General features: G+C 60.4%; 11 protein-coding genes. All 11 read right to left on the reverse strand.

Features of this window, described 5'->3' with window-relative positions:
* Nucleotides 1–25: 25 nt before the first annotated feature.
* Nucleotides 26–700 carry a NuoB/complex I 20 kDa subunit family protein gene (locus K5K89_RS12970; RefSeq protein WP_003174719.1) on the reverse strand — a complete coding sequence of 225 codons (675 nt, stop codon included), beginning with the start codon at nucleotides 698–700 and terminating at the stop codon, nucleotides 26–28.
* 10 nt (nucleotides 701–710) lie between these two features.
* Entirely contained in the window at nucleotides 711–1,124 is a 414-nt protein-coding gene (locus tag K5K89_RS12975; protein ID WP_003219575.1) for an NADH-quinone oxidoreductase subunit A, read from the reverse strand.
* 502 nt (nucleotides 1,125–1,626) lie between these two features.
* Nucleotides 1,627–2,952 carry an isocitrate lyase gene (gene aceA / locus K5K89_RS12980; RefSeq protein WP_003174717.1) on the reverse strand — a complete coding sequence of 442 codons (1,326 nt, stop codon included), beginning with the start codon at nucleotides 2,950–2,952 and terminating at the stop codon, nucleotides 1,627–1,629.
* Nucleotides 2,953–3,444: 492 nt separating this feature from the next.
* Nucleotides 3,445–4,182 (reverse strand): secretin N-terminal domain-containing protein, encoded by a 738-nt coding sequence (locus K5K89_RS12985; protein WP_222541558.1) that lies wholly within the window; start codon nucleotides 4,180–4,182, stop codon nucleotides 3,445–3,447.
* A gap of 228 nt (nucleotides 4,183–4,410) precedes the next feature.
* Nucleotides 4,411–4,833: a GNAT family N-acetyltransferase gene (locus tag K5K89_RS12990; protein WP_071491902.1), complete on the reverse strand. Its 423-nt coding sequence runs from the start codon at nucleotides 4,831–4,833 to the stop codon at nucleotides 4,411–4,413.
* Nucleotides 4,826–5,992, reverse strand: a complete 1,167-nt coding sequence (locus K5K89_RS12995; RefSeq protein ID WP_222541559.1) for a cupin domain-containing protein — start codon at nucleotides 5,990–5,992, stop codon at nucleotides 4,826–4,828. The genes K5K89_RS12990 and K5K89_RS12995 overlap by 8 nt, the downstream gene beginning before the upstream one ends.
* Nucleotides 5,993–6,076: 84 nt before the next feature.
* Nucleotides 6,077–7,447: an adenylosuccinate lyase gene (gene purB / locus K5K89_RS13000; protein WP_071491900.1), complete on the reverse strand. Its 1,371-nt coding sequence runs from the start codon at nucleotides 7,445–7,447 to the stop codon at nucleotides 6,077–6,079.
* A 125-nt stretch (nucleotides 7,448–7,572) separates the two neighbouring features.
* Nucleotides 7,573–8,196, reverse strand: a complete 624-nt coding sequence (gene hflD / locus K5K89_RS13005; RefSeq protein ID WP_016969254.1) for a high frequency lysogenization protein HflD — start codon at nucleotides 8,194–8,196, stop codon at nucleotides 7,573–7,575.
* On the reverse strand, nucleotides 8,193–9,317 hold the full coding sequence (gene mnmA, locus K5K89_RS13010) for a tRNA 2-thiouridine(34) synthase MnmA (protein ID WP_222541560.1): 1,125 nt from the start codon (nucleotides 9,315–9,317) through the stop codon (nucleotides 8,193–8,195). The genes hflD and mnmA overlap by 4 nt, the downstream gene beginning before the upstream one ends.
* A gap of 59 nt (nucleotides 9,318–9,376) precedes the next feature.
* Nucleotides 9,377–9,823, reverse strand: a complete 447-nt coding sequence (locus K5K89_RS13015; RefSeq protein ID WP_071491898.1) for an NUDIX hydrolase — start codon at nucleotides 9,821–9,823, stop codon at nucleotides 9,377–9,379.
* A gap of 226 nt (nucleotides 9,824–10,049) precedes the next feature.
* Nucleotides 10,050–12,275, reverse strand: coding sequence for an NADP-dependent isocitrate dehydrogenase (locus tag K5K89_RS13020; RefSeq protein ID WP_222541561.1), 2,226 nt, complete (start codon nucleotides 12,273–12,275; stop codon nucleotides 10,050–10,052).
* Between the last annotated feature and the right edge of the window lie 377 nt (nucleotides 12,276–12,652).

The raw sequence follows: 12,652 nt of genomic DNA on the forward strand, positions 1-12,652 counted from the left end.
GTTCTATTAAAGAAGCGGCGCTGGATCAGACTTCGTCGGGGCTGCGCAGGTTGGTGACTGCGATACGCTGTTCGCGGCGCTGTTCCTTTTGCGAGGGCATCTCGGCGCGGTACACGCCTTGATCGCCGACGACCCAGGAAAGCGGGCGACGCTCCTTGCCAATCGATTCCTGCAACAGCATCAAGCCTTGCAGGAACGCTTCAGGGCGAGGCGGGCAGCCAGGCACGTAGACGTCCACGGGCAGGAACTTGTCCACCCCTTGAACGACGGAATAGATGTCGTACATGCCACCGGAGTTGGCGCACGAACCCATGGAGATAACCCACTTCGGTTCGAGCATTTGCTCGTAGAGACGCTGGATGATCGGCGCCATCTTGATGAAGCAGGTGCCGGCGATAACCATGAAATCCGCCTGGCGCGGCGAGGCCCGGATAACTTCGGCGCCAAAGCGCGCGATGTCGTGGGGCGCCGTGAAGGCGGTGGTCATTTCCACGTAGCAGCACGAAAGACCGAAGTTGTACGGCCACAGGGAGTTTTTACGCCCCCAGTTGACCGCGCCACTCAGCACGTCTTCCAGCTTGCCCATGTAGATGTTTTTGTGGACTTGGTCTTCTAACGGGTCGGAAACGGTTTCCCGCTCGCCGATGGGGTACTGCTCGTTAGGAGCATCCGGGTCGATCCTGGTGAGATTGTATTGCATCGCCAAAGCCTCATTGTTTCAGCTTCGCTTGCCGCTTACGACGAGCTTCCGGAGCCCAGTCAAGGGCGCCCACTCGGAATAGGTAGACAAGACCTGCCAACAGAATTGCTATGAAAACGAGGGCTTCGACGAATCCGGTCCAGCCGCTTTCGCGGACGGACACAGACCAGGCAAAGAGAAAGAGGGCTTCGATATCGAAGATCACGAACAGCATCGCGACCAGATAGAATTTGGCTGAGAGCCGCAAGCGGGCGCCACCTGTAGGCAGCATGCCGGACTCGAACGGTTCATTTTTGCTGCGGCCCCAGGCTTTTGACCCGAGGAGGCTGGAAACACCGAGCATGAAGGCGCAGAGGCCGACAACACCGAGGAGGAAAATGGCAAAGCCCCAGTTGTGGGCCATGAGTCCTGTCGCTTCGGTCATGCTGGAAGTCCTTAACAGAGAGCAAAGGTCTCTGAGCTCGAAAAAGTAACGATGCAGTGACGATATGTCGCACTGCAATCAATCGCGGTGATTTTATGGCTAAACACCGGGCAAGTAAAATTCCGATAGCGAAATTATTCGATGGAATAAGCACATAGTGCACCTTCTTGGGGCTGCAGCCCTTGTGTGGCGGGCATTAGCGGGCATTTAATCAAATGTGTTTTGTTTAACCGGTAACGAAGTTTTCACGAGCTAAATGATAATGAATATTGTTTGCGCGGGTTTTAAGCGGGTGTGTGTGGTGGGGCGGGGGAAGTTGCTGTTACTTGGTTGAATACCGCTTAGTTGCCGACGGGGATCTTTTAACCGATTTGATCCCTGCAAATACCGCTCTGGATCAATGTTTTGCCAAAAAAACGCCCCGAACAGGTCGGGGCGTGATCTTTGTGCGGCACTGCGGTTAGGTCTTCCCTGGGGCCGCAGTGGCCGTGTACTCAGTCAATCAGTGGAACTGCTCTTCTTCGGTCGAACCGGTCAGCGCGGTCACGGACGAGGTGCCGCCCTGGATCACGGTGGTCATGTCGTCGAAGTAGCCGGTGCCCACTTCCTGCTGGTGGGCCACGAAGGTGTAGCCCTTGGCGGCGTCAGCGAACTCCTGCTCCTGCAGCTTCACGTAGGCGGTCATGTCGTTGCGGGCGTAGTCGTGCGCCAGGTTGAACATGCTGTGCCACATGTTGTGAATGCCGGCCAGGGTGATGAACTGGTGCTTGTAGCCCATGGCGGACAGTTCGCGCTGGAACTTGGCGATGGTCGCGTCGTCCAGGTTCTTCTTCCAGTTGAAGGAAGGCGAGCAGTTGTAGGACAGCAGTTGGTCCGGGTATTCCTTCTTGATCGCTTCGGCAAAGCGACGGGCTTCGTCCAGGTCCGGCTTGGCGGTTTCGCACCAGATCAGATCGGCGTACGGCGCGTAGGCCAGCCCGCGGGCGATGGCCTGGTCGAGACCGGCACGTACCTTATAGAAACCTTCCTGGGTGCGCTCGCCAGTCACGAATGGCTGGTCGTACGGGTCGCAGTCCGATGTCAGCAGGTCAGCCGCGTTGGCATCGGTACGCGCCAGGATGATGGTCGGCGTGCCGGCAACGTCAGCGGCCAGGCGGGCAGCGGTCAGTTTCTGTACGGCTTCCTGGGTCGGAACCAGTACCTTGCCGCCCATGTGGCCGCATTTCTTCACGGACGCCAGCTGGTCTTCGAAGTGCACGCCGGCAGCGCCAGCCTCGATCATGCTCTTCATCAGTTCGTAGGCGTTGAGTACGCCGCCGAAACCGGCTTCGGCGTCGGCCACGATCGGTGCGAAGTAGTCGATGTAGCCTTCATCGCCCGGGTTCTTGCCGGCTTTCCACTGGATCTGGTCGGCACGACGGAACGAGTTGTTGATGCGCTTGACCACGGTCGGCACCGAGTCCACCGGGTACAGCGATTGGTCGGGGTACATGGATTCAGCGGAGTTGTTGTCCGCCGCCACTTGCCAGCCGGACAGGTAGATCGCCTGGATACCGGCTTTCACCTGCTGGACTGCCTGGCCGCCAGTGAGGGCGCCCATGCAGTTGACGAAATCTTTGTCGGGACGGAAGGAAGGCTTGGCACCTTGTGTCACCAGGTTCCACAGCTTCTCGGCGCCGAGTTTTGCAAAGGTGTGCTCAGGTTGAACCGAGCCACGCAGGCGGACGACGTCAGCAGCGGAATAAGCGCGGGTCACGCCTTTCCAGCGTGGGTTTTCAGCCCAGTCTTTCTCAAGGGCTGCAATTTGCTGTTCGCGTGTCAGTGCCATGGAAGTAAACCTCGTCGCGTGTTCTTGTGGTGGAAAAAATCCATTTGCCAGCCCTGCATTCAAATGCGTGGGCAGGGCTGCTCGCTGACCAGAAGCTTAGGCGGTCATGTCGGGTCTGGCGGGGAATGCGACGGGATGAACGAGTGGCGGGAGGGTGGAGTAGGTACAGGCGGACCGAGAACAGTCTCCGGGCGTCGTGGGCCCTCGGGTGCTCAACAGCGTGTAGCCGGGTTACCTGGTTAGCTTCCGTCCCTCGGGACAACTTCGTTCCAGTCGCAACCTCGTCAAACACGCCTTGTGGGCGGTACAGACACGAATCGGCTCGGGTGGGTAGCTTGGAGCGACGATCCGAAGGCCCTTGCCAGGGCCCCTGATTAGCGGGAGCGAGGCCATCATGCCCATGCTTTTTTGGATCGTCAAATGTTTTGTAGTGCTTTTTTTCAAGCACTACATCTTTAGTCTAGTACGACTCGTCAGTCAGTTTTTGGTGCTTCAGTTCAGGGTGTCGACCTTGACCCGTACTGTCAGGTCATCGCGGCCCTGAGTAGAGTAGCTGCGGGTTGCAGAGGATTTGTCGGCCTGGGTCTCGCGATTGATGCCGGCCAGGGTGATCCATTCACCCAGGCGCCCGCTGACGGTTGTGTCGGTACTCTGTACGTTCACTACATCGGGACGCTCCTGGCTCATGCGGTCACGGTTGGTACTGATCGCCAGGTGTACGGTGTCGCCGGTGACGCTGGCGGTCACGTAGAAGCCCTGGGTCACGTTGCGATACTGGGTCTGGTTCTGCAGGCGGCCATAGCTGTCCTGCTGGGTGGTGGTCAGCGGCACGCTCTGGCCGACCTGGATCAGCGCGGGCACGCCTTCGCTGGCCTGGATCTGCTGGACGCCGCCGTCGCGGCTGGTGGTGCCGTAGCTGATGATACGGGTCTGGCTGTCACCGGTGTTCTGCTGGTTGTTTTCGTTGGTGTCGACGGTGATCAGCAGGCGTTTGGCCGGCGTATCCAGCTGGGAAAGCAGGGCACGCAGGTCCTGGATCTTGCCGGGGTCGGCCTTGACGATCAGTTGGTTGCCGTAGGCGCTGACGGTGCCGTCCTTGCCGATGAAGTTCTGTGCCACCGGCAGCAGGTCGGCGCTGGTACGGTTGCTCAGGTTGACGACTTCGGTATCGGCCATGGCCGCGGCGCTGGCGGTCAGGAGGAGGGCGGTGAGCAGGGTGCGTAGGGACATGTCCGTTATCTCTGCGAGTCAAAGGCTGGATAGTGCCAGTTTGTCGGCATGGCAGGTCGCAAATTGAATCGTAGACGGCAAAATGCCCTGGCAGTGCAGGGCATTTATGGTGCTGCGGATATCGCTTTCGCAGGCAAGCCAGCTCCCACATTTGACCGCATTCCAAGGAGTGTACTCGGTCAAGTGTGGGAGCTGGCTTGCCTGCGATGCAGGCGACGCGGTGTCGGATCAGTCCCCTCGCACCATATCCACATGCGGAATCCCGACCTCAAGAAATTCGTCACTGACGATCTTGAAGCCCAGCCGCTCATAAAACGGTGCTGCATACACCTGCGCACTCAGGAACTGCCTGGTCTGGCCACGCTGTTCGGCCACGCCAATCACCGTTTCCATCAGCTTGTCGCCGACCTTCAGCCCGCGCCAGTCCTTGAGGACCGACACGCGGCCAATCTCGCCGCTGGGTAGCAGGCGGGCGGTACCGATCGGAAAATCACCTTCGAATGCAAGGAAATGCACTGCGCCGGCGTCGTCCGCGTCCCACTCCAGCTCCGGTGGAACCGATTGTTCAGCGATAAACACCGCTTCACGAATGCGCCGAATCTCGGCGATATCCTTTTGCCAGTCCGCGACACTTACGTGAATCCTATTCATCGGCAAATCCCAGGCTTCCTTGCTTGACCAATTCACACAGCAGGTCGCGACCGTCTTCGTCTGCCAGCCATTCGCCCAGGTTCTCGCTATGCAGCGCATCGGCCGAACACACCAGCTTCAGCAGTTCACGCAGCTTGCCCGGCAGGTAACGGCTCTGGCCACTGGCAAACAGCAATACATCGTCGTCCACTTCGGACCAGGCCAGGCGCGCACTCGGGTTGCGCACCAGGATCGCACCGTCCTGCAGGCTGTTGAGGAAGTCGTCTTCGCCCAACTCTTCGCCGGCCACCAGTTCAGGATAGCGCGGTTCGGTCATGAATTGGCCGAACCAGGTCAGCAGCATGCGCTCGTCGCTCATGTGCTCGGCCAGCAGGCTCTTGAGGCGGTCCAGGGCGTCGCTCTGGATCTGGTGCGGGTCGCTGACCGGCTGGGCGTCAGCGTCGGTATAGCGCTCTTCGTCGGTCAGGTACTGGCTGAGGAAGTCGGTGAAGTGGGTCAGCACTTCGGCCGCGCTCGGTGCACGGAAGCCCACGGAATAGGTCATGCAGTCGTCTTCGGCAATGCCGAAGTGCGCCAGGCGCGGCGGCAGGTAAAGCATGTCGCCCGGTTCCAGGACCCAGTCGGCGCTTTCTTCGAATTCGGCGAGGATACGCAGGTCGGCGTGCTGCAGCAGCGGGCTTTCGGAGCTGCACATCTGGCCGATCTTCCAGTTGCGCTTGCCTTGGGCCTGCAGCAGGAACACGTCGTAGTTGTCGAAGTGCGGGCCAACGCTGCCGCCCGGTGCGGCGAAGCTGATCATCACATCGTCGATGCGCCAGCTCGGCAGGAAGCGGAACTGCTCCAGCAACTCGGCCACTTCCGGCACGAACTGGTCGACCGCCTGTACCAGCAGGGTCCACTCGCGCTCGGGCAGGGTGCTGAAGGCATCTTCGGCGAACGGGCCGCGACGCAGCTCCCACGGGCGCTCGCCATGCTCGATCACCAGGCGCGACTCGACTTCTTCTTCCAGCGCCAGGCCGGCCAGTTCGTCGGCGTCGATCGGGCTTTCGAAATCAGGGATGGCCTGGCGGATCAGCAGCGGTTTTTTCTGCCAGTAGTCGCGCAGGAATTCCCGTGCCGTGATGCCGCCCAGAAGTTGAAGAGGGATATCAGGATTCATGTGTAACCTATTGAAAAAAAGCACTTTTCAGACTGGAATAAAAACGCCCGGCGCGGCCGGGCGTCTCAAAGGGTCTTGCGATGATCAGATGCGCTTGGCTTGCTCTACAGCGTTGCCAATGTAGTTGGCCGGGGTGAGCAGTTTCAGCTCGGCCTTGGCGGCGGCTGGCATGTCCAGGCCGTCGATGAAAGTTTGCAGTGCTTCAGGGCTGATGCCCTTGCCGCGCGTCAACTCTTTGAGCTTCTCGTACGGGTTTTCGATGTTGTAGCGGCGCATCACGGTCTGGATTGGTTCGGCCAGGACTTCCCAGCATGCGTCCAGGTCAGCGGCGATCTTCTGCTCATTGAGCTCAAGCTTGCTGATGCCCTTCAGACTGGCTTCGTATGCGATCACGCTGTGAGCGAAGCCCACGCCGAGGTTGCGCAGCACGGTGGAGTCGGTCAGGTCGCGCTGCCAGCGGGAGATCGGCAACTTGCTGGCCAGGTGCTGGAACAGGGCGTTGGCGATGCCGAGGTTGCCTTCGGAGTTTTCGAAGTCGATCGGGTTGACCTTGTGCGGCATGGTCGACGAACCGATTTCACCGGCAATGGTGCGCTGCTTGAAGTAGCCCAGGGAGATGTAGCCCCAGATATCGCGATCGAAGTCGATCAGGATGGTGTTGAAGCGCGCAATGGCGTCGAACAGTTCGGCAATGTAGTCGTGCGGTTCGATCTGCGTGGTGTAGGGGTTGAAGCCCAGGCCCAGCTCGTCTTCGATGAAGGCGCGGGCGTTGGCTTCCCAGTCGATCTCCGGGTAGGCCGACAGGTGGGCGTTGTAGTTGCCTACGGCGCCGTTGATCTTGCCCAGCAGCGGTACGGCGGCGACTTGAGCGATCTGGCGCTCCAGGCGGTACACCACGTTGGCCAGTTCTTTGCCCAGGGTGGTCGGCGACGCCGGCTGGCCGTGGGTGCGCGACAGCATCGGCACGTCGGCAAAACGGATGGCCAGTTCGCGGATGGCATTGGCGGTCTGGCGCATCAGCGGCAGCATCACGTCATCACGGCCTTCGCGCAGCATCAGGGCGTGGGACAGGTTGTTGATGTCCTCGCTGGTGCAGGCAAAGTGGATGAATTCGCTGACCTGGGCCAGTTCCGGCAGCTTGGCCGCTTGCTCTTTGAGCAGGTATTCGATGGCTTTTACGTCGTGGTTGGTGGTGCGCTCGATCTCCTTCACACGCTCGGCGTGCTCCAGGGAGAAGTTTTCCGCCAGAGCGTCGAGCACAGCGTTGGCTTGCGCGGAAAACGCCGGCACTTCGCTGATGGCGGGGTGAGCGGCCAGGCGCTGAAGCCAGCGCACTTCAACCAGTACGCGAGCACGGATCAGGCCGTATTCGCTGAAAATAGGGCGCAGGGCCTGGGTTTTGCCGGCGTAGCGGCCGTCTACAGGGGAAACCGCAGTGAGCGAAGAGAGCTGCATGGGGTGTTCTCGGACAGTCGGGCAACGAAATGGGGCGCGTATCATACATGAAAAAATCCGCCGGTCCGTTGCCAACTGACCGGCGTATTACGCGTAACGGCTTGAAAATGGCCTGCTGCTGCGACTTATTCGTTGCGCATCAACGGGTAAAGCTCTTTGAGCAATTTGCGACGGCTGATCACCAGCTGCCAACGATGACCACCCAACTGGCGCCACAACCGCGCCGAGCGAATACCGGCCAGCAGCAGGGCGCGGATTTTCGAAGCGTTGTTCGGTTGCTGCAGGTTGCGCATGTCGCCGTGGACCTGGATCCGCTGGCGCAAGGTGCTCAAGGTGTCCTGGTACAGCGCGCCACAGGCCGCGATCACGTTTTCGTGGGCCGGGCCGAAGTGTTCCACCTGGGACTGGATCTGCGGCAGGCGTTTGCCGATGGTTTCCAGCATGTCTTCGCGCTTGGCCAGTTGACGCTCCAGGCCGAGCATCGACAGGGCGTAGCGCAACGGCTCGCGTTGCAGGGTGCTGGGGTCGCGCTCCAATGCGCCGATCAGTGCGCGATAACCTTCGCGCAGCGCCAGGTCGTCGCCGCCGTAGACCTCCAGGGTGTCCTTGGGGTCGCGGATCAGCAGGCTGCCGAGCATGCAGGTCAGGCCGGCCTCGGTGACCTGGCCGGTCTTGGCAATCTTGTCCACCAATACCGCGGCGAGGAACACCCCGCCCAGTGCCGTCAATTGCTCCTGGGTCGGGCTCATGCCTTCTGGCTCCAGGCTTCGGCGATTTCAATCACGCCGCCGCCCAGGCAGATTTCGCCGTCGTAGAACACCACGGACTGGCCAGGGGTGACCGCGCGTTGCGGGTCATCGAAGGTAGCGCGGTAGCCGGTGGCGGTTTTTTCCAGGGTGCACGGCTGGTCACTCTGGCGATAGCGCACTTTGGCGGTCAGGCGACGTGGCGTGCTCAGGTCGATCGGGTTGACCCAATAGATTTCCGAAGCGAGCAGAGCGCCGGAGAACAACAGCGGGTGCTCGTTGCCCTGGCCGACGATCAGCACGTTGTTTTCCAGGTCCTTGACCAGCACGTACCACGGCTCTTCACCGGCGTCTTTCAAGCCGCCGATGCCCAGGCCCTGGCGCTGGCCGATGGTGTGGTACATCAGGCCATGGTGACGGCCGATGACGTCGCCTTCGGTGGTGCGGATCTCGCCCGGTTGTGCCGGCAGGTATTGCTTGAGGAAGTCGCTGAAGCGGCGCTCGCCGATAAAGCAGATGCCGGTGGAATCCTTCTTCTTGGCGGTAGCCAGGCCGTGTTTCTCGGCGATCCTGCGCACTTCGGGTTTTTCCAGCTCGCCTACCGGGAACAGGGTCTTGGCGATCTGTTCGCCGCCGACGGCGTGCAGGAAGTAGCTCTGGTCCTTGTTCGGGTCCAGGCCCTTGAGCAGTTCGGTGCGGCCATCGATGTCGCGGCGGCGCACGTAATGGCCAGTGGCGATCAGGTCGGCGCCAAGCATCATGGCGTAGTCGAGGAACGCCTTGAACTTGATCTCGCGGTTGCACAGGATGTCTGGGTTGGGCGTGCGACCGGCCTTGTATTCGGCCAGGAAGTGCTCGAACACATTGTCCCAGTACTCGGCGGCAAAGTTGGCGGTGTGCAGCTTGATGCCAATCTTGTCGCACACGGCCTGGGCGTCCGCCAGGTCGTCCATGGCGGTGCAATATTCCGTTCCATCGTCTTCTTCCCAGTTCTTCATGAACAGGCCTTCCACCTCATAACCCTGCTCCATGAGCAGAACGGCGGAAACGGAAGAGTCCACGCCGCCGGACATGCCGACGATGACGCGCTTCTTTTGTGTGTCAGAAGGGGCTGGATCACGCATAGGGTTTCAACGGGTGTCTTGAAAAAGGACGCGATTCTATCAGGCTCAGGCCTTCAAGGCTAAAGAGAAGGGCGGATCAATTCGAGACTGTGGCAGTGGCCGGCCAGATAATCATCGATACAGCGGATGATCAGCTCGCTGCGCCAGTCGTCGCGCAGGTCCATCAGTTCGTCGCGGGTCAGCCAGCGGGCACGCAGGATACCTTCGTCGAGTTGATAGTCGGGGTGGTGTTTCAGGGCCTTGGCGATGAAGCACACCCGTTGGTAGGTCACGCCGTTGCTGGGGGCGGTGTACAGGTAGATGCCGACGATACCGGTGGCCTCGACGTCCCAGCCGGTTTCTTCGAGGGTCTCGCGTACGGCGGCTTCGGTGAGGGTTTCATGCGGGTCGAGGTGGCCGGCGGGCTGGTTGAGCACGGCGCGGCCGCCCTTGAGCTCTTCGACCATCAGGAAGCGGCCGTTGTCTTCGACGAGGGTGGCGACGGTGATATGGGGTTGCCAGGTCATGGTTGCCTCTGGATTTAAGATGCGGTGCTGTCCTGGAACAGGATAACAGTCAGTGTGGGAGGGGGCTTGCCCCCGATGAGGGCGTGTCAGTTGATCTATCTGTGCCTGACCCACCGCTATCGGGGGGGCAAGCCCCCTCCCACATTTTGATTGGGTTTTTTCAGCAAAAAAGCACATAAACAGAAACCCCGGCACAGGGCCGGGGCTTGTTTGCATCCTTACAACCTTACTTCAACTTGGCAATCGCCGCATTGAGGGTGTTGCTTGGGCGCATGGCCTTGCTGGTCAGCTCCGGGTTCGGCGCGTAGTAGCCGCCGATGTCCACTGGCTTGCCCTGGACGGCGTTGAGCTCGGCAACGATGGTTGCCTCGTTCTCGGTCAGGGTCTTGGCCAGTTCGCCGAACTGCGCTTGCAGTGCAGTGTCTTCGGTCTGGGCGGCCAGGGCTTGAGCCCAGTACAGCGCCAGGTAGAAGTGGCTGCCGCGGTTGTCGATGTTGCCGACTTTACGCGATGGCGACTTGTTGTTGTCGAGGAACTGGCCGGTGGCCTGGTCCAGGGTCTTGGACAGGACCAGGGCTTTCGGGTTGTTGTACGTCACACCCAAATGCTCGAGGGACGCAGCCAGGGCCAGGAACTCACCCAGGGAATCCCAGCGCAGGAAGTTCTCTTCCACCAGTTGTTGTACGTGCTTCGGCGCCGAACCCCCGGCACCGGTTTCGAACAGGCCACCGCCGTTCATCAGTGGCACGATGGACAGCATCTTCGCGCTGGTGCCCAGTTCCATGATCGGGAACAGGTCGGTCAGGTAGTCGCGCAGAACGTTGCCGGTCACCGAGATGGTGTCCAGGCCCTTGCGGGTGCGCTCCAGGGTGAACTTCATCGCGTCGACCGGCGACATGATGCGGATGTCCAGGCCTTCGGTGTTGTGGTCTTTCAGGTAAGCCTGAACCTTCTCGACCACGACGCCGTCGTGTGCACGCTGAGGGTCCAGCCAGAAGATGGCCGGGGTGTTGCTGGCGCGGGCACGGTTGACGGCCAGTTTGACCCAGTCCTGGATCGGCGCGTCTTTGGTCTGGCACATGCGGAAGATGTCGCCGGCTTCGACTTTCTGTTCCATCAGCAGGTTGCCCTTGCTGTCGGTGACGCGGACTACGCCGTCAGCCTTGATCTGGAAAGTCTTGTCGTGGGAGCCGTACTCTTCGGCTTTCTTCGCCATCAGGCCGACGTTCGGCACGCTGCCCATGGTGGTTGGGTCGAAGGCGCCATTGGCCTTGCAGTCTTCGATGACCGCCTGGTAGATGGTGGCGTAGCAGCGATCCGGGATCACCGCCTTGGTGTCGTGCAACTGGCCGTCGGTGCCCCACATCTTGCCGGAGTCACGGATCATGGCCGGCATCGAGGCGTCGACGATCACGTCGCTCGGCACGTGCAGGTTGGTGATGCCTTTGTCGGAGTTGACCATCGCCAGGGCAGGGCGAGCCGCGTAGACGGCCTGGATGTCAGCTTCGATCTGCGCTTGCTGCTCGGCCGGCAGGGCCTTGATGCGCGCGTACAGGTCGCCGATGCCGTTGTTCAGGTTGAAACCGATCTGCTCCAGCACGGTGGCGTGCTTGGCCAGGGCGTCTTTATAGAACTCGGCAACGATCTGGCCGAACATGATCGGGTCGGAGACCTTCATCATGGTGGCTTTCAGGTGAACCGACAGCAGCACGCCTTGTTTCTTGGCGTCTTCGATTTCAGCGGCGATGAACGCACGCAGGGCTTTCTTGCTCAGCACGGCGGTGTCGATGATTTCGCCGGCCTGTACCGAGGTCTTTTCCTTCAGGACGGTGGCGGTGCCGTCCTGGGCGATCAGCTCGATTTTGACAGCATCAGCGCCTTCGATCTGTACGGCTTTTTCGCTGCCGTAGAAGTCGCCATTGCTCATGTGGGCGACGTGCGACTTGGAGTCGGCAGCCCAGGCGCCCATTTTGTGCGGGTGCTTGCGTGCGTAGTTCTTGACTGACAGCGGTGCGCGGCGGTCGGAGTTGCCTTCGCGCAGTACCGGGTTCACGGCGCTGCCCTTGACCTTGTCGTAACGTGCGCGGGTTTCTTTTTCCGCGTCGGTGGTTACGGTCTCCGGGTAGTCCGGCAGGGCGTAGCCCTGGGCCTGCAGTTCCTTGATCGCGGCTTGCAGCTGCGGGGTCGAGGCGCTGATGTTAGGCAGTTTGATGATGTTGGCTTCAGGCGTAACGGCCAGGTCGCCCAGTTCGGCGAGGTGGTCCGGGATAGCCTTGGCACCCAGTTGCTCGGGGAAGCTTGCGAGGATGCGCGCGGCGAGGGAGATGTCGCGGGTTTCCACGGCAATATCAGCGGAGGCGGTGAAGGCCTCTACGATAGGCAGCAGTGAATAGGTGGCGAGGGCCGGGGCTTCGTCGGTGAAGGTGTAGATGATCTTCGAGCGGGTGGGCATATTCGGATTAACTCTCTTCTTTGCTGAAAGCGTGCGCAGAAACTCGAGATGCGCCGGGTGGAGCGCGTTCGTTCAAAGTCATCCATGAGCGAAATGTCGAGGTTTCTTCGCGGTGATGTTGGGTTGCATCAGTCGAGCGTCAAGCGGGTGGACTATTGTAATAGTCCTGCTTTGTAGCGGAAGGCTGTGTTCTAGAGCGGTCCGCCGTCGTGACTCTTTGGTCAGCGGCGGCATTATACATAGGTCGCTATGCTTACGCCGAGCCTTCATACAAAAGGTGTGTCGTCCATTGGTCTAAAGGTCGCAGGTACCTGATTGCGACGAAAGTCGCACGATGTGCTCAAGATTGGCGATTTTGCCTTTGCTTTCAGGCTTGT

The organism is Pseudomonas sp. DR208 (genome assembly GCF_019823005.1).
Classification (GTDB): Bacteria; Pseudomonadota; Gammaproteobacteria; order Pseudomonadales; family Pseudomonadaceae; genus Aquipseudomonas; species Aquipseudomonas extremorientalis.